The 17,917-nt window shown below is 60.0% G+C and carries 15 protein-coding genes; 11 read left to right on the forward strand and 4 right to left on the reverse strand.

Annotation, left to right across the window (positions count from 1 at the left end):
- Positions 1-10 precede the first annotated feature (10 nt).
- Both GSQ83_RS17900 and GSQ83_RS17905 read right to left on the reverse strand, forming a co-directional pair.
- Positions 11-268 carry an acyl carrier protein gene (locus tag GSQ83_RS17900; RefSeq protein WP_158804263.1) on the reverse strand — a complete coding sequence of 86 codons (258 nt, stop codon included), beginning with the start codon at positions 266-268 and terminating at the stop codon, positions 11-13.
- Positions 269-272: 4 nt separating this feature from the next.
- On the reverse strand, positions 273-2,168 hold the full coding sequence (locus GSQ83_RS17905) for an HAD family hydrolase (protein WP_158804264.1): 1,896 nt from the start codon (positions 2,166-2,168) through the stop codon (positions 273-275).
- Between the two features lie 1,745 nt (positions 2,169-3,913).
- Between GSQ83_RS17905 and GSQ83_RS17910 the strand changes: the two genes are divergently transcribed.
- From GSQ83_RS17910 to GSQ83_RS17945, 8 genes are all read left to right on the forward strand, one after another.
- A complete protein-coding gene (locus GSQ83_RS17910; protein WP_158804265.1) occupies positions 3,914-4,834 on the forward strand; it encodes a hypothetical protein in 921 nt (306 codons plus the stop codon).
- Positions 4,835-5,661: 827 nt separating this feature from the next.
- The gene (locus GSQ83_RS17915; RefSeq protein WP_158804266.1) at positions 5,662-6,348 is read left to right on the forward strand and encodes a ParA family protein; all 687 of its coding nucleotides are present in this window, start codon (positions 5,662-5,664) and stop codon (positions 6,346-6,348) included.
- Positions 6,349-7,345: 997 nt separating this feature from the next.
- Positions 7,346-8,041 (forward strand): replication protein RepA, encoded by a 696-nt coding sequence (locus tag GSQ83_RS17920; RefSeq protein WP_256367244.1) that lies wholly within the window; start codon positions 7,346-7,348, stop codon positions 8,039-8,041.
- Positions 8,042-8,532: 491 nt separating this feature from the next.
- Positions 8,533-9,111: a tyrosine-type recombinase/integrase gene (locus GSQ83_RS17925; RefSeq protein WP_256367245.1), complete on the forward strand. Its 579-nt coding sequence runs from the start codon at positions 8,533-8,535 to the stop codon at positions 9,109-9,111.
- Positions 9,112-9,115: 4 nt separating this feature from the next.
- Positions 9,116-10,555 (forward strand): DUF6880 family protein, encoded by a 1,440-nt coding sequence (locus GSQ83_RS17930; RefSeq protein ID WP_158804268.1) that lies wholly within the window; start codon positions 9,116-9,118, stop codon positions 10,553-10,555.
- Between the two features lie 397 nt (positions 10,556-10,952).
- The gene (locus GSQ83_RS17935) at positions 10,953-11,138 is read left to right on the forward strand and encodes a hypothetical protein (protein WP_158804269.1); all 186 of its coding nucleotides are present in this window, start codon (positions 10,953-10,955) and stop codon (positions 11,136-11,138) included.
- Between the two features lie 252 nt (positions 11,139-11,390).
- Positions 11,391-11,771, forward strand: coding sequence for a type II toxin-antitoxin system RelE/ParE family toxin (locus GSQ83_RS17940; RefSeq protein WP_158804270.1), 381 nt, complete (start codon positions 11,391-11,393; stop codon positions 11,769-11,771).
- Entirely contained in the window at positions 11,755-12,078 is a 324-nt protein-coding gene (locus GSQ83_RS17945) for a DNA-binding transcriptional regulator (RefSeq protein WP_158804271.1), read from the forward strand. Before GSQ83_RS17940 ends, GSQ83_RS17945 begins: the two co-directional genes overlap by 17 nt.
- A gap of 297 nt (positions 12,079-12,375) precedes the next feature.
- Here GSQ83_RS17945 and GSQ83_RS17950 read toward each other — a convergent pair whose 3' ends face one another.
- Together GSQ83_RS17950 and GSQ83_RS17955 are read right to left on the reverse strand one after the other, a co-directional pair.
- Complete coding sequence (locus GSQ83_RS17950; RefSeq protein ID WP_158804272.1) at positions 12,376-12,723, reverse strand: conjugal transfer protein TraD; 348 nt, start codon at positions 12,721-12,723, stop codon at positions 12,376-12,378.
- Between the two features lie 37 nt (positions 12,724-12,760).
- Positions 12,761-13,042: a conjugal transfer protein TraD gene (locus GSQ83_RS17955; RefSeq protein ID WP_158804273.1), complete on the reverse strand. Its 282-nt coding sequence runs from the start codon at positions 13,040-13,042 to the stop codon at positions 12,761-12,763.
- A 212-nt stretch (positions 13,043-13,254) separates the two neighbouring features.
- Between GSQ83_RS17955 and traA the strand changes: the two genes are divergently transcribed.
- The 3 genes from traA to GSQ83_RS17970 all read left to right on the forward strand — a co-directional run bounded on the left by traA (position 13,255) and on the right by GSQ83_RS17970 (position 17,689).
- Entirely contained in the window at positions 13,255-16,389 is a 3,135-nt protein-coding gene (gene traA / locus GSQ83_RS17960; protein WP_158804274.1) for a Ti-type conjugative transfer relaxase TraA, read from the forward strand.
- A 4-nt stretch (positions 16,390-16,393) separates the two neighbouring features.
- The gene (locus GSQ83_RS17965; protein ID WP_158804275.1) at positions 16,394-17,107 is read left to right on the forward strand and encodes a DUF6118 family protein; all 714 of its coding nucleotides are present in this window, start codon (positions 16,394-16,396) and stop codon (positions 17,105-17,107) included.
- A 318-nt stretch (positions 17,108-17,425) separates the two neighbouring features.
- Positions 17,426-17,689, forward strand: coding sequence for a hypothetical protein (locus GSQ83_RS17970; RefSeq protein WP_158804276.1), 264 nt, complete (start codon positions 17,426-17,428; stop codon positions 17,687-17,689).
- Positions 17,690-17,917: the final 228 nt, after the last annotated feature.

The raw sequence follows: 17,917 nt of genomic DNA on the forward strand, positions 1-17,917 counted from the left end.
GCATAGCGTCTTAAGCCGGTCTTCCATCACCAGTCTTCGTGGTAAGTACATTCACTAGGTCGCCCACATTGTTGAGGCCGTCGATTTCACGAGTCTCAAGCTTGACACCGAAACGCTGCTCGACCGCCATTATAATGTCGATCTGTCGGAAACTATCCCAGCCGGGTACGTCCTCAGCCGTCATATCCGGTCTCAACACAAGGTCGTCTCGAAGAAACACGTCGTTGAAGACTTCGGTGAGTACATCATAAAGTTCCGACTCAGTCATGCGGCTAGATCTCCCTAGTCTTTATCAACGGGTTAGCCAGTACGGATACCCCGAGGTCCAGCACGCCTATGCAGCATCCGTCATCATAGGTGGCCACAATGTCGAAGCCTAGTCTAGGATAAAGGTCTTCGACCATTTTGTTTTTACTTGTCGGTCTGAAATCGCCGACCAGCCGCTTAGCGCCTAGGGCTCGGGCATGGTCAACGATGAGCTTTAGCGTGGATTGCTCCACGCCTCGACCAAGTACGCGGCAGCTCATAAGCCATGTGTCGATTAGTACGTCTTTATCGCCCTGCAGACGACCTATAATGATGGCGATGATGCCGTTGTCACCGAAGCGGTCAATGAGACGTAGCTGCAGTCCAAATGCGCTACTATCTTCCATTACTGCCATTACGTCCTCCCTTGTGTATCGGAGGGTGGTCAGGTTAAACTGATTCGTCTTGTTGATGAGTTGTACTACACGCTCCAGTCCAATTCTATCAAAATGTTTCCATCGAAGCTCCATCTCAAGACTCTGAAGATAAGAATCGAGATCCGTGGACGTGTCCGCCAATAAACTACGAACCGTGTTGGCTTGATACTGCCCAGCGCGCGATCGATCTTCGTCTGTTACCGCTAAGCTCTCGAAATAGCCAGCGTCCGCCAAGGTTTGCGGAACGAGAGCCGGGTCACTGGGGACCTCTGGCACAGCTACCATTGGAAGTTCCTGGCGGACGAGCGCGCGTTCGAATGGGCTGTCGTCTACGAAAACAAGCGATTCTAGCCCAATATTGAGCTCTCGTGCCACATGTCGAAGGTTCGACGCCTTGTCGTTCCAGTTAACACAAAAGCAGGCCACGTCTTCTCTTCGCAACAACATTTCCGGATGTTTTTCGAATGGGATCGCGGCGGTCATCTCGTCGTTTTTCGAGCACACTGCCAAAATGACGCCGCGTCTCTTAAGGCTCTGAGCATAGGCTTGCACCGCGGCGAATCCTTCTCCTAACGGACTACCTTGGCCAACAACGATCCCATCAAGCCCATCTTCTCCAATGGTGCCGCCCCAAATCGTGTCATCCAGATCGAGTACTAAACACTTAGCAGACCGTCCTTGCTGCGCCGCAATAAGCCGCGCAACCAAATCGCCGTATAGTGGGGCCGCCGGCGGTGCCACGTCTTGCTTGGAACGGTGCCACAGTGCTGGGTCATGCCAAGCAAGAACTCCATCCTTGTGGACGTGTGCATCTAGCGCCATCAGGTCGACTCCCATCTCATCGGCTTGCAAACGAAGCGCGAAATTGAGCTTCTCGACCATGTAGCGGCGCGAGTCGGGCAGACGATGTTCGTTACTTCCCAATAGTGTGGGTAGGGAGTTGAGGACAGTTTGCTGCAATATAGTGCATTGGAAGCTTCGGCGCGCGAGTGCCCAGCAGTGCCGGATCCGATCGAGGGCGCTATTAAGTGTCGCCTCGGCATCTTGGCTACTAAGCGCGCGATCCACGTTTCGAGCTACGTGATGGGCGTCAAACGAAAACAGAATGGTCGTCGGATTGAACTGGTGAAGCCCTGAGTCAGGATCCATCAGCTCCTGAAGGTACTGGCCGTAAGCGGTTTCATAAGTCGTGATCCAGATACTGCGACGTAGCGCTGCTACACGAATAGCAGCATGCAGGTGCGAAAGTGTCGAGGAACCTAGTATCGCCAATCTAACTGGCCGAGTCCCGATCTCTCCAAGGTGCTCGACGTCGCACACCCGACGCACAATGTCATCCAATGCATTGGTTGACAAAAAGTCGAGGCGCGTATTGGCAAGCGCGATTGCAGCCTTCAGCGGATCGCTAGCGGTGGCGAGCATCTTGATCCCCCGTCGAACCTCGCTCTCAATCGGCAACCAGTGAAGTTGCGGCGCGTTCGCCACTAGTCACTCTCCTTGCAGCACCCGTTGCCTTCCCCTCGGGGCGTCCTATGTCGCGCCGTTAGAGAAAGGCCTTGAAAGTGGCCGTTCGTCGAATTGAGATAGCCCACGTCGTTTCCTCCGGTAGCAAGGTTCACTAACGCCCGATGCAGATATGGACGCGACTCTAGGCATGGAACTCCAGCGCTAGCGCCGGGAAAATCATGAAGGACGCCTCGCGTATAGGTTGCGCTACAACTGCTATTAAAGCCGCGACGGGTACAAATGCGTCGAGGTCACCGGGTGTAGCCACTCTACCTAGCCGAACCAGCGCAGCTGGTTCAATCAGCAGTATTAAACTCAAATTCGGCGCGTGAACACAATAGGTGGGCGCCGTCTCGCTTATTGGACTCCGATAAATGATGCGGGACTGTTGTTTCGTTCATTCCAGAAGAATGTGATAAAAATTTAACATTCTGCGTCGAAACGGGTTGCCCTGGGCGACGCGGCGAGGTAATTGATTGATTCTCTGTTGCGGATACGACCGAGGCCGTGAATCAAGCTTTAGCTGACAGATCGGATCTGTGGAAACGCAGAGCATCTAGTAATGGTCGAGAAGCCCTCTGTTGAGGGTAAATACTGGTCTACCTTTAGCCAATAATTCTAGAACGAGATGCTCGACGTTGGCCGTACTTAGGCACGACTGGGGTCTTCGATGAGGTGAGAAGATGACGGATACTACAATATGCGGCGGTTCTCACGCGTCAAACTTCACAGGCGGCCACGGACACGAGGTAGGCCACAACCCGTTTAGCAGCCCATTTATAGGTGGGTACGGCGCGATGACGGTTAGCGGAGGAGAACATGGGGCAACGCTGTTTGGCGGCGAGCACAATTCTCCGGCTTACCAAGGTGCATTTGGAAATAACACGCTTACTGGCGGCTGGAGCTCCACTAGGCTAGTGCACGGCAGCACGGGAACAAGCGGAGACCTGTACGGCTTCCTTTCGAATCAGAGCCACGGTCTCAGCGAGCTGTTACCCTCCCACCATGCCAGTGATGTAAAACTGACCGTTGCGATTAATGATTTCGTTGGCAGCACAGACATGATTAAGCTTCACGACGGAACGACAATCGCTGTCTCGGATTTGGATCATCACCACTAATTGTCACAGCGTGTCTTTTGGCTGATAGAGAGCGAGCAAAGCAGTGCCTTGCTCGCGGGAGCATCGACCAGAAGTTCATGGGTTTAGCGTTCCAGCAACATCATCATGGATGATGTTGACATAGCCGACTTTCCAGCTCGTCATTTACCTGCGGGCCTATGTCTTCTTGAATCCAGAACTTGAAATGGCACGCAGAGAAAGTCGATGTCCTGGTTAGTAAGAGTGCGGCTCCTAGCACTAGTTGCCTTCCTCCCCATCGTAACGATCGGTGCCACAGAATCCCAGGGTAGTTCTACTAGCAAGATCTCCGACCTGAGTCGGTCGGAGCCAGGAGAAGATTATGTTAGACCTGAGGAGTTTAAGCGCTCGTCGGACCCCGATGATACACACTCTTTATTAGAAGCAGGCCGCTTCGGTTTTGTTAGACTGACCGCCGGGCGGACCTATGTAACTTGTTCAACCATACGTTTATATCATCTGATTGCCGACGGACCGGGAGCCATATTGCGCGCCTGCCGGAACTGGGGAGTTGGCTACCCTGGATCAAGCCGGGCAATGGTTAGAAATCCTAATTGGAATGCCACAGGTAGAATAGATCATGGGTTGATCGTGGAGAATGTCACCCTTGATGCTCGAGCGATTCAGGAACCTGGATCATTCCATTCAATCGCCTTTAGAATGGCTCGACGTATCCGAATCAACAACGTGACATGTTTAGGGGGCGGTGACTGCACGGCCTTCGAGGGGGATGTGGACACAGCTATTGGAAACAGCCGCGCAGTGGGGATGGCCAATGCCTGTTGGGACCACTGGGAATCGTCAAGTTCCGTCCGTGTTATCAATACGAGCTGCGATACAAACTTATACGGCATTTTGTTTACAGGTACGAATACAGCGGAGAATGATCCCGGTGTCGCGAAAGGGGGTGTCTTTTCCTACAATCGACTCCTAGTGCGAGGGCATGCCGGAGCCGCATTGTGGCTGAATGGACTTGGCCCCTTTGGATCCGGCTCATCCAGTGTTGTCGTTGCCCACAACGATATTAGTGCGTGTCATGAGGGTAACGTCGGGATCAAGATCTCCGGATCGAGTTCAGAAATAGCCATCCTCAACAATCTAATTAGTGGAAAAACCTTTGGCCAAGGAATCGTGGTCAGCAATGACTCTGGTGGGCGGCCATCGAACGTGGTGCTAGTCGCGAATGTCGTGGATGGTTTAATTGCCAAACCAATTGACGTCGCTCCAATCTCTGTAGGTGGTGATAACGTGATCGTATCGGGAAATTTCGTCTATGGCTCCTTTCGATCCCCCGCGTATTGGCTTCATGGGAATCATCAGAAGGCACGACAGAATTCTTTCAACGGCAACTATGGCGCTAACATATATGAGACCTCGGGAGCAAAAAACCTAACAATCAACTTAGATAAACTTGGCCGGCCAGCAGATCCTCCAATTCACGAGGGACAGGTTAATATCGGTTCAGCAGCTCGTTCAAACACTGGAAGGCCCGATAATTGCCTTTGAAAATTCCGGCCTGTGCCCATCCTCGCTTGACCGAGTTCCGGCAATTACTACAGCCCATATCAAAGGCGGCATACGATGATGAGTTGTAGCCATCCGCTGTAGGCCGCAGGCGACGATGGTTACGCGAATAGGTCGGGGTCCTGACGATGCATTTCGAGGAGGTTTTTGAGCTCCTCTATGCCTTCGTCGATAAAGGCCATGATGGCGTTTCGCTGATACCATAGACCCAGATGATACCGTCCTCGGGTTCCATGCCGATAGAGATCAGCTCAGCGCTCATTGTGCGCATTATACACACGGAAAGGGCTCCGGAGGCAATAGCCCAAGAAGCCTATCCCCGTTTTATTGTGGCAACCCGCCCTCTCCGCTAGCTTAGGCACGGTAAGTGTTTGTTACCGTGCCTAACGGGAGGCAAGTCATTGTTCCCCGGCCCTACCAAAATAACAGACAGCGGCCAAATGTCGCCCCTTTTGCAGACGCGCATGACGCATGACGCGAAATAGGATTGGGGTGCCAAAAGCCCGAAGCGATTCAGCGTGGCCAGCGGGCGCAGTTACCCAATAAATGATGCTGGACGAAGGGTGTCATGCAGCAATACGTCAATACGCATGACGTACCTCCGAGAGCGATGTGACCTGATCGTCGCCGGCCCCAAGGCGCGCTAGGCGGATACAGCGCAGGCGACGGCCTGTCGCACTTTGTAACGCAGTTTTACACCGATTGGCCCAGGCAGAGGCAATTAGTGTCTTGATGTATGCCGCCAGCCACAAGACGCTTGCCGCAATACGTCAATACACATTAATATCCGCCTTATTGGGGAGGCAACGATGATGATTCTGACCATTGCGAGCTCAAAGGGCGGTCCCGGCAAGACGACCATGGCTGAGTTGATCGTCTGCAGTCTGGCGTCAGAGGGTGTCAACGTAATCGCACTCGACGCCGACCCGACCGGCGGCCTGTCACGCTGGGCGACACGACTTTATGAGGGACCTACCTTTGCGTGTCATCACGAGGCTGACGAGGCGCGCCTCGCTCACTTAATCCACCGCGTTGCGCAAGAGGCTGATGTCGTCGTGGTGGACACCGCGGGCTTCGGAAACCGCGCAGCAACCGTGGCCATGACTGCAGCAGATGCGGTGCTGATTCCGATGGTGCCGGGGGAGGGGGACGTGACGGAGGCAGCCCGGACCGTCGAGCTGGTGGCCGGTGTCGCATCCGCTGCTCGTCGGGAGATTCCATCCCGCGTGGTTCTAAACCGTGTCCGGTCCTCGACCGCTCTCTCACGGCACGCTGCGGCCGAGGCTGGCCCGCTGCCGAAGCTAGAAGCTGGACTGTCGGACCTGGTGGCCTATGGCGAGATGGGCTTTTCCGGCCGCATGCCCACGGGCAAGGCAGGCGCAGAAGCCGCTGCGCTTATCGCCGAGCTGCGGACGATCGGATTCCTTCCAGCGGCGGTTGACAATACGACAAGTGTCAAGACGAAATACGTCAAGACGACGAGGTTGGGACGATGAAGGGTCTCAAAAGCACGCGACAAGCGCCGGCGGCCTCGCCCAACGAAATGCTGCGGATCGCCGGGGCGGCGGCGCCTCAACAGCCCTCGGCGATCGCGCGGACCAATGGCGCGGAAAAATCTGCAATGCTGTCGGTTCGGCTTACCGAAGCCACATTGGACGCCCTTGCCGACTACGCCCTTCAACAGGGCACAACACAACGGCGGGTGATTGCGGAGGCTCTGGCATTCCGTGGGATTGAGGTAGCCGGGCGCGACTTGGAGGACAGGCCGCCACCGCGGCGAAGGGGCAGCAATCGGAGTTAACTTTCTTCCGCTCTCGTGTTGCTGCCGATCAAAGCGGGGCTAGAAAGGGGGGGAGGGACCGCTACTCTTGAGCCTCACATCTTCAGGTCTCTGACCCCCGTCCAATCGTGAAGTGTCTCGAAGCACTTGAACCTGGGAATTTTGGGCAGCTTGGAGCAAATGCGACTCGGGCCAGCTTCATTCATCCCCGTTTGTCCGTGGGGTTAAGCGCTGAGTGAAATTCCTCCCCAGGCCATCCAGGTTTTCCCGTGGGGTTAAGCGCAGGAACCGTGGGGTTAAGCAGCGCGACTCGCACTTATTCCGTGGGGTTAAGCGCACTGTACAACTAGTAGATTCAACTAACCTTCTACTAGCTCTTCGCGCTTAACCCCACAGTTGACGCCTACTGTTACAAGGTGAAAGAAAGACATGTCAGCGAAAGAGGCGGAGGCGAGATAGTGGACAACGACGCAGCTGCCGGAGTGCATCGTCTAGTACTACTACATGGCAAAGACAGGGCACGTGAGATGGTGCCTCAGCACCGCCGAGCGCTTGTTGATATCGCTGCCGAAGTCATGGGCGACGAGACACAAGCCGTAGGGATTTCGTACACGGGCTTTTGCCTAACGTCCCTTCCGCACAAGCGCCTTGCCGATGATCAAACGTGGAAGAAGGTCGGACACCGTGTCTCCTTAGTCGTAGAACCAGGTCATATGCTTTCCCGCGGTGAGACTAAGCTCTATGGCGTTCCGTTTGGCGCACGTGCTCGAATGGTGTTGCTTTACCTCCAAACGCAAGCCGTCAGAACAGGCAGCCGAGAGGTTGAACTGGGCCGTTCGATGCGAGCTTGGCTAGAACGTATGGGCGTCACCGTGGGGGGTGAGACAGCCAAAGCCTTTCGAGAGCAGGCGACACGAATCAGCGCGTGTTCGTTAAAGTTCTTTTGGGAGGGCGATCGCCGCTCCGCCGGATGGTCTGCCGGACGAATCGTAACGTCCGGCTTGTCCTTCCATGCAATCGAGGAGTCTGGCCAGGAGAGTCTCTGGGAGGACCGGGTAGAACTCGATCCAACTTTCTACAAAGCTTTGAAAGAGCATCCTGTTCCAGTGCTAGAAACAGCGATCAAACAGCTTCGGGATCGCTCGATGTCCCTGGACCTGTACGTGTGGCTGGCCTGGCGGCTACATACACTAGAGCGAGAAACGCCCATCTCTTGGCCTGCTGTATTCGGACAATTCGGAGAGGGCTACGTTCAACTTCGCCACTTTAAACCGCGCTTCATTGAGGCCTTGTCCGCCGCTGTCGCGGCCTACCCAGAAGCTCGGGTGTCAGTAGACGAGGACGGCATTAAGCTCCGCCCATCCCGTCCGCCTGTCGCAAAACGCCCATCCCAATTGGCCCGCGCTTAACCCCACACCCGGACGAGGAACACCAGCGGCTGGCGGTGCCGAACCAAGGCATAGACCGTTCGCGCGAGCCCTCGGCGCGATCAATGACAAGCACCCCGGCTTCAACCTCCTGCCGGATGACGCCGATCGGCCTTCTGTTATGTTCGAAGCCCAGCAATCAATCGCCAAACGGACAGCGCGCATCAAACCGCAATGATATCGCCTGGGTCTCCGTGATCTTGACTTTGACGATCGGCTTACCCAGTGAGAGCTTCGCTCCTGGGGGCGCCGCGCGAAACGGATAGCTCCGCGCACAGATATTAGACCTTCCGCTCGTAGATAGCATCGCTGAGCTTAGTCATGGGGCCCCCCAACTTCTCGACCGACATGATCGCGGAACTCTCGACCTTGACGCTCTCGAAGTCCTCATCATTCAGGATCAGATACCGACGGTTTCGCCACGAGCCACGGGCTCACCCGTTCCGGCATCCTGGGAAACCATCTTGATCCGGTTGCCGGGAGCGTCGCCGCCTATCCCAACCTGGCCTGCATCCTGGCGCGGCCGATCGCTGTCCCCAGCCGAGGTGACCAAGCTGCTGCATGCCGCCAAGGTCGGCCACCATGGCGTACGCGACCACCTGCTGTTGCTCATGACCTACCGCCATGGTCTGCGCGTCAGCGAGGCCGTGGGCCTGCGCCGCGACGAACTGGACCTCGACCGCGCACGGCTCTGGGTGAGCCGCCTCAAGGGCGGCCTCTCGGTCGAGCAGCCAATCGCCGGCGACGAACTGCGCGCCATCAAGCGCTATCTTGCCACTCGCACCGATGCGCTGCTCTGGCTGTTCATCTCCGAGCGTTCCCAACCGCTCACCCGGCAGGCGGTCAACTACCTCATCGGCGCCGCAGCCGAACGCGCCAGCTTGCCCGGCGTTCATCCGCATACGCTCCGGCATTCCTGCGGCTTCGCGCTGGCCGACAAAGGCCACGACCTGCGCCTCATCCAGGACTATCTCGGCCATCGCGACCCCAGGCACACCGTCCTTTACACCCGCACCGTAGGCAGGCGGTTCGAAGGCCTCTGGAGCCGCTGACCGCATGCCGTCCAAGAAGACCGTGACCCCGGACAACCTGGCTGCCCTTGGAGCGGAGCGCCTTGCGACGATCCTTGTCGAGCTTGCCGACGGGGATGCGGAGATCAAGCGCCGCCTGCGCCTGGAGCTCGCGGCGCAGGAAGGCGGCGACAGCGTCGCCGCCGAGATCGGCAAGCGCATCACCGCACTCAGGTCTGCCCGATCATTCATCGACTGGCAGAAGCGGCGGGACTTTGTGCGTGACCTCGACCTGCAGCGGGCGATGATCACGGACCGCGTCGCGCCCGCTCGCGCCGACCTGGCACTGGACCTTATGTGGCAGTTCCTGAACCTCGCCGAGCCGGTGATCAATCGCGTGGACGACAGCAACGGCTCGGTCGGGGATGTCTTCCGCTCAGCCTGCGAGGACCTCGGCGCAATCGCGGTCCGGGCCAAGCCCGATCCGGTGGCCCTCGCGGACCGGGTGTACGATGCGCTGCTGGCCAATGACTACGGCGTCTATGACAGCTTGATGCCGGCTATGCTCCCGGCCCTCGGCGACGCCGGGGCATCTCATCTGAAAGGCCGGCTGGTGCAGGCTCTCGCGAAGCGGCCGAGCCCGGGGCAAAGGGATGGGCGCGTAGAGGCCGCGCGCCGGGCGCTGCAGGACATCGCGGACGGGCAGGGCGATATCGACGCCTACATCGCGCTGGTGCCTGCGGCGGCGCGGAGCAACCCGCACAAAGGTGCCGAGATCGGCCATCGGCTTCTCGCGGCTGGCCGGGCGGCCGAGGCACTCGCCGCGCTGGAATTGGCCAGGCCGAAGCGGCGGACTGTCCGCGCCACCGACGACGACACCCTGTTGCTCGCAGGGTATGGCGCTGACAGCGCGTGGGAGGAGGCCTACATCGAAGCCCTCGAGGCGACCGGCCAGCAGGAGCACGCGCAGCGACTTCGCTGGGCGGCATTCGAGGAGCGGCTCTCGTCGACGCATCTGCGTGCGTACCTCAAACGGCTGCCGGATTTCGAGGACGTCGAGGCCGAGGACCGGGCGATGCAACATGCGCTTGGGTTCGGCAGCTTCGCGGCAGCGCTCAACTTCTTCCGGGACTGGCCAGATCAGGCCCGCGCAGCACAGCTCGTGATGACACGGACGCAGGAGATCGACGGGAACCTATATTTCCTGCTCGACCCGGCAGCGCAGCTGATCGAAGGTCGATACCCGATGGCGGCGACACTGCTTCGGCGGGCGATGATCGAGGACACGCTGAATGGGGCCAAGTCTACCCGCTACAAGCACGCGTCCCGGCACCTGCTAGAATGCGTGTCGCTCGCGCCGGGCATCCACAACTTCGGCGGCGTCGAAACGCACGAAAGCTTCGTCGGCCGTCTGCGCGCCAAGCACGGTCGAAAGGTCGGCTTCTGGGGGCAGACTGCGGAAGCGTCGAGAGGGAGCCAGCTCTGATCTCCCCGACAACTTCTAGATGGCCATTTTTGCACAGCTTCGCGGTCACCGGGCAAGAAGGAAAGGGATAGGTTATAGGTTCGGCGCTCGGGCGTGCTATCGACACAGTTCCCAGACGCCGAAGACGAGGTTGAGCGTACCAAACACCGCCTCGCGGCTCAGACGATCAGCCTGAACGACGGTCGCCTCCGCCCCAACAGACGTCGTCCTGCTGGCCTCATGAATGCTATAACTCCCCGCATCCTGGGCGCGGCATCAAGGCTTCGTGCGAACGTGCCAGCTCCGCCACGGGCGGCGCCTGTGTCGTAGAAGCGGCAGCCGGCGATGAGGCGGCTGAGAAGCTGGGGACCCCGATGCTATCGACGTGGTGTTCACTGACGTGCGGACGCCCGGGAAAATGGACGGCATTGACGTGGCCGTGCGCGCTCGCGAACTCCATCCCGGCATCGCAGTGCTTGTTGTTTCTGGTTTTGCCCCGCAGCTGTGGGAGCGCCTTGAGGGGTTGGATCCGCCAGCGGTGTTCCTCCCTAAACCTTACCGGACGCGCGATATCCTCAACAACATACGCCGCCTGGCCGTCTAGAGGACACCCCCGTTGAGTCACATGAACACCCCCATCTCGTCACAACCGAGCACCCGTTGAGTCACTACAACGCCCCAGTTGAGTCACAATCAAAGCCGTAACTTCCTGTTTTTGTTATGTTATTCGTGCCCTTAAGTTAGAATCTAAGAGAACTTGAACTAGAGCAGTGGATAAGCCCCTGGGTCGTTGCGAGCATCTGCCTTCGGCTAGACTTGTGCTTGCATCCGATAGCACTAAGTGCTATGCCACGCTGTGGCCGATGCTGACGAAACCGCGCGGGCTTTTAAGACCGCCTGGTTCGCCAAGGCAGCGCGCAAGGCGCTCGTTAACGATGAGGAGCTTTGTAGAGCCATCGCAGAGGTCCGGAAGGGCCAAGCCGACGACCTCGGAGGAGGTGTGTTCAAGAAGCGCCTGGATAAGAACAGGCATCGAAGCATCATTGTCGCCAAGGGTCGACGCTATTGGGTTTACGCTTACCTTTTTGCGAAGAAAGATCGGGCGAACATTGAGGATGATGAACTGAAGGCGTTTCGCAAACTGGCCGACCTCTACGCCGCAAAGACGGACATCGAGATCGGGAAGGAACTGGAAGCCAAAGAGCTAGTGGAGATTTGCAATGACCGCGAGCCGTAAGTTCAAAAGCGACGCCTTCGAGGCGGTCCACAGCGCCGCCGCCGGCATGTATCGCGTCGGCACGATCGACAAGGCGACCATGAGAGACTTCGATGAAACCTGCTTGGCCATCACGCCGACCATCGCACCAGCGGCAATCAAGCAGCTGCGCGAGAGCAACAAGGTCAGTCAGCCCGTGTTCGCGCGCTACCTCAACACGAGCGAAAGCACGGTCGAAAAGTGGGAGACTGGGGCCAAGAAGCCGAGCGGCGCTGCGCTAAAGTTGCTGAGCATCGTCCAGAAGCACGGGCTCCAAATTCTTGCCTAGCCTATGCTTTGCAACATCTTTGAGCGAGCTTCGCGGTTGGGTCCGATAAGCGCGCGGAGTGGGATATAAGGCGAGTCCTGAGCCGTTGATGACGGCCTCAGGCTCCCAGCGTCTTCGCCTGGAAATCACACTCTGCGAAACTATGACGAGCGGAATCCGATCGTCATGGGTCAGCGACCGGCCATCTGGTCTGTCGAAACCGCCGATCAAAGGTGCCGCGCCATAGACGCTGCCGAGCGCGAGCGGACACTTATCGAGAAGTGGACGCAAGTCGCAGCGGAAGCGAGCAAGCTGAAATTACTCCCGCACCTCCATTCCCAGCGGCTCTTCCTGCCTCAGGTGCATTACCTCAGCGCCAGCCGCCTCCTTATCCGCATCGAAGGCGCGCAGTCCCCGTCGGCGCCATCTGGCACAGAGGTCGGCGACGGTTCCTTCTTCCGATTGCCCGTCTTCCTGAAGCCTTTGTGCGATGTCCAAAAAGGCGCCAAGCAGAGTGGCGCGATCATCGTTGACGAGTTCGACCAGCCCGGCCTTTTGAACGAGGCCACCGAGTTCGATGAGGTGGCGCGTGCGCTCACGGCGATTTCGCACCCATTGCCGGGTATCATCCCGCGCACGAGCGGCCTCCGTTCTGTTCCTTTGCACGGTCAGGCGCCGGAGCTGAGCTGTTGTTGTCTGAAGGTCATGGAGCAGGGTTGCTGGTTGAGGATTTCTTCCCCCGTTTGCCACCTTCCTGAAAGAAGGTCTGCCCCCGTTCGGTCCACCTCGCGACGGCTTCGGGTTGTTTCTTGGATTGTTCGAGAGCGGCGAGCAGTGCGCCGGCGAGCGCCTCGATAGGGAGGGCATCTGCGCCGGTGACCTGGATCAGCTCGCCGAGCTGAGTGGTCTTCTGTGTTTTGACCTTCTTGGCTTTCTCCATGAGCGCTTGGAGTTCGGCATCATAGTCGCGTGGTTTGCGGGCCATTGGTGGGTTCCAGAGCAGTGAGCTGCCGCCGATTCTAGCAACGCCCAAGCCTATGGCCAACTCCTTCGGCTGTCGCTTACGCGCGAAAAGCATCATGTGCAGACCGGAGCGTAAGCGTAGGTCATCAGGCAAATGCGCGCTTATAGGTCATTGCATGACCCGCGCAGAATTGGCTAGATTCGACACCGTCTAGTGGGAGCCGGAGCTGCTGCGTGGCGATCTACCACTTCTCCGCCAAGGTAATCGGCCGCTCTGGCGGACGCAGCGCTATCGCTTCGGCGGCCTACCGGGCTGGCGAGCGGCTGCACGACGACAAGCGCGACCGCAACCATGACTACTCCGACAAGGCTGGCGTCGTGCATCGCGAGATCATGCTGCCGGACGGCGCGCCCGCACGCTGGGCCGACCGCGGCACGCTCTGGAACGAGGTCGAGGCTGGAGAGAAACGCAAGGACGCGCAGCTTGCCCGTGACATTGAAATCTCCCTGCCACGAGAGCTCGGGAAAGCGGAGGCGATCCGGCTGGCGCAGGACTTCGTGCATGAGCAGTTTGTCGCGCGCGGAATGGTCGCCGACCTGAACGTGCATTGGACCCAGGCGCGAGATGGCGGCGAGCAGCCGCACGCGCATGTCATGCTCACCATGAGGGAGGTGTTGCCAGGGCTAGGCGCGCTTGAGGGAAAGGAAGAAGGGGCGTTCGGCAAGAAGGTGATTGCGTGGAATGACCGGGGGCTGTTGACCGGATGGCGGGAGCGTTGGGCCGAGTTAGCGAATGCGCGGTTGCTGGAGTTGGGGCACGACATCCGCATCGATCATCGCTCCTATGCTGAGCAGGGGATCGAGCTTGAGCCGCAGCACAAGATAGGGCCGGTTGGAACCTACCGCGAGGATGAGCGTCAACAGCAGTTGGAGCGGGCCGCTGAGCACCGGGAGATTGCCCGGCGCAATGGAGATAAGCTGCTCGACGAGCCTGCGATCGCGCTGCGTGCGCTGACGCAGCAGCACAGCACCTTCACCCGGCAAGAGCTGGCGCGGTTCGTGGACCGTCACACGGATGGCGCCGCGCAGTTTTCGGCGGTGATGACGAAGGTGGAAGCGGCGCCGGAGCTGGTACGGCTGGGCCAGGACGGCCGCGGACGTGATCGGTTCACCACTCAAGACATGCTGGACGCCGAGCGACGGATGGAAAGGGCGGCGCGCCTGCTCTCCGATCGTGATGGGCATCGCGTGTTGCAGGTCGCTGGGTGGCGGGCGGTGAAGGCGGCGGAGCGCGGCGGGCTGGTGCTGGAAGAGGAGCAGCGCGCGGCGTTTAAGCACGTCACGTCGGGGCCGGACCTTTCGCTTGTTGTGGGCTACGCCGGCAGCGGCAAAAGCACGATGCTGGGGGTGGCACGCGCGACCTGGGAGGCGGAGGGTTTTCAGGTGCGCGGGCTTGCGCTGTCGGGCATCGCGGCCGAGGGGCTTGAGAAAGGTTCGAGGATCGCTTCGCGTACCATCGCCAGTCTCGAATACGCCTGGAAGGAAGGGCGCGAGCCCCTTACCCGCCAGGATGTGCTGGTGATCGACGAGGCCGGGATGATCGGCTCGCGGCAGATGGAGCGGGTGCTGTCTGCCGCGCAGGCGGCCGGAGCTAAGGTCGTGCTGATCGGTGATCCCGAGCAATTGCAGGCGATCGAGGCAGGGGCCGCATTTCGGGCGTTGGCGGAGCGGCATGGCGCGGCCGAAATCACGACGGTGCGCCGGCAGCACGAGGCGTGGCAGCGCGAAGCGACGCGTGAGCTGGCGACCGGACGGACGGAGCAGGCACTGGCGCGGTATGCGGCGGCGGGCATGGTGGTGGCGTCCGACACGCGTGCGGAAGCGCGCGGGGCACTTGTCGCGAGCTGGGATGCGGCGCGGCGGCAGCAACCGGAGGAGAGCCGGGTCATCCTCGCCTACACGCGCGCCGACGTGCGGGATCTGAACGATCTGGCCCGTGCGCAACTGCGGGCGGCCGGCGAGCTGCGGATGCCCGACCAGGTGGTGCAGACGGAGCGCGGCGCACGGGCCTTTGCCGCAGGCGACCGGATCATGTTCCAGAGGAACGAGCGCGGGCTTGGCGGGCATGACGACCGGCGGGACGGGGTGGCGGTGAAGAACGGCTCGTTGGGCACGGTGCTGGCGATCGACGCCGAGGGGCAGCGGTTTACCGTCCGGCTTGATGGCGCGGCGGCACCAGGACAGGCGCAGGGAGGGAACGTGCGCGAGGTGACGTTCGCCCTCGGGGATTACGCGCATATCGACCACGGCTATGCGGCGACGGTGCACAAGGCGCAGGGGGTCACCGTTGATCGGGCGCATGTGTTGGTGACGCCGCACATGGACCGGCATGCGGCCTATGTCGGGCTGACGCGGCACCGGGACGGGGTGGCGCTGCACTACGCCCAAGAGGACTTTGCCGATCTGGCCAAGCTGACGCGTGCGCTCAGCCGGGAGCGGGCGAAGGATACCAGTCTCGACTATGACCGGGATCGCGAGGGTGACGAGCTGTCGCGGCGCTATGCCGAGCGGCGCGGGCTCGACCCGCTGCGGCCAGAAAGCGCGATCGTGGTGCGCGAGGTGGCACACCAGCCTGAGCGCGAAGCGACGACGTCGACCCCCCGGCGGAGCCGGTTTACCGGGCTGAAGCTCAGGGCTGAACAGGACACACTGCGCCAGGCCGAGCCAGTGCGGCAGACCGAGCCGGTCACGGCCATGGAGTCACTCCCTCGCACAACGCCGGAGATCGAGCGCGAGGAACGACTACGGGGCGCACTGACGGCCTATGCCGTGGCGTGGGCGGATGCCGGCCGCATGACGGCAGCCGATCTGCCGGTGCTGGCGCATCAGGCGGAAGCGCTGGAACGAGCTGAGCAGAGGCTGGAAGCTCTGGCGCCTAACCTCCCGCGTGACGCGCGTGCGGCGCTGGAGCGCGCGCCGGAGCTGGCGCGAGATGCCGCAACGCCGGACGGCATGGCGGCGCTGGGGACGGCGATCAGTATCGAGCGGCGTGCGCGGCTTAATCTGGACGAGCGTGGCCGAGCGGCGGTGCGGACGTGGGATACGCTGGAGCGGGCCTATGAAGCGGCCGAGAAGGAGTACGACTGGAAGGCCCAGCGGAAGGTGGGCGCGCGGATGGAAGCGTTCGCCAAGGAGCTGAAATGCGATCTGCCGCTGGACCGCCTGTTACGGCAGCGCGGCCGGGAGCTGGGTGTGGACAAGGGGTCACGGCTCGACCAGGTGGTGCAGGCACGCGAGGCCGACGTTACCCGGACGCTGCGGCGGGAGCTCGGCATTAGCCGGGGGCGCGACATGGGTATGAGCCTGTAAGCCGATGGACCGGATCGAGCCAGGGCACGAAGCACAGGAGCATGACGGGGCTGAGCAGGCGTTCGAGGCATTGCGCGAGGAGGTGACGGCGCTGCGGCGTGGCGTCGAGCTGGTCTATCGCCAAGGGCAGGATGCGAAGAAGCCGACCGATACCGGCCCGGATTATACCCTCACGCTGGGGGCGATCGCGAAGGAGCTGAAAGGTGTCGCCGCGCGACTGGACGCGATGGAGCGTGCTCCGGCGCTGGCCACGACACCGGCGCGGCAGGCTGCCGAGCTGCGCCGGGAATTGCTCCACATCGGGCAGGACGCGCGGGGTGGGCTGGTGCATAGCCAGGCCCAGCTTGACGGGACCGTGCGCGAGCTGCGCGGCATGATCAGGTCCGCCCGTGACAAGCAGGACCAGCAGCAATGGCTTTGGACGGCGGGCGCATGCGGCGCGATGGGCGGCGTGCTGTTGTGGTTCATGCTGACGGCCATGTTGCCTTGGGGTGGCGGCACCTGGCTGGCAGGCCTGGCCTTTGGCGGACGTTGGAACGCCGGTCAGGTCATGATGCAGGACGCCAATTCGGCCGCGTGGAACCGGATGGTGCGGCTTTACAAGGCGTGCCCATCCGATAGTGCGACAGAATTATGCGAGGCCTCGCTGGCGGTAGGGATGATTCCACCGTCACGGCCCCTGCCGCATGAGAACCGCACAAGACAGCAAACGCCGTGAAAGCTAAACAACGACGATTAGCGGCCTTGATACCGATGGTTGACTATAAGACGGTTGGGAACCGATTAGGGACTGGTCCGAGCCAAAGCCCATCACGAAGTTGCCTTAGCCGTCTTCATCGCCAGCAGGTCCCGCCTTCATCATCTTCGAACCCCCGCCTCTTTGAGCCGCAGGTTCATCATCAAGAACAGCCCAGTAACCCCACCTGCATCACGTCTATGTCAAGATGGTCCTCGTGTCCGGAACTTCGGACCACGGTCATTGCGTTCGCGCCGCATCGCCCAATTTCCTCATCTATTTTATCGTCAGGAAGTAGACATGAGCGACGTTCAAGCGGGGAGTGCCTCATCGACTTCCAAAGACGTCGCAGATGATCTTGCGGTTTTGAAAAGTGACGTGGCGGCTCTCATCAAAGAGATGAAGGATCTGGCCATACGAGAGGGAAGTCGGATCGGACAGAACGCAGCCGAAAAGATTAGCGGCAGCGCCTCCGACATCTATGGCGGGTGTCAAAACAAACTCAGCGTTCCGCAGAGGCTGTCGGTCAGCATGTTCAGGACTGGCCCGTCTCCAGTCTGCTGATTGCCTTCGTCGGTGGCTTTGCCATCTCCAAACTCTTCACCCGCTGAGGACGCATTGAATGCCATCGATGGGCAGCCTGGTGAAGTTGGGCACCACTCTAGCGTTCAATCCGATGACGATGGTGCAGAACGCGCTAGCGTCGGTGCGACGCACTGCAATTTTGATTGTTTGCGCTCTGGTCGCTGGTCTGATCGTCTTGCCGGCAATTGGCTGCCTGATGGCGGCGCT

Origin of the sequence: Acidisoma sp. L85 (assembly GCF_009765865.1) — a bacterium.
In the GTDB taxonomy this organism is placed as follows: domain Bacteria; phylum Pseudomonadota; class Alphaproteobacteria; order Acetobacterales; family Acetobacteraceae; genus Acidisoma.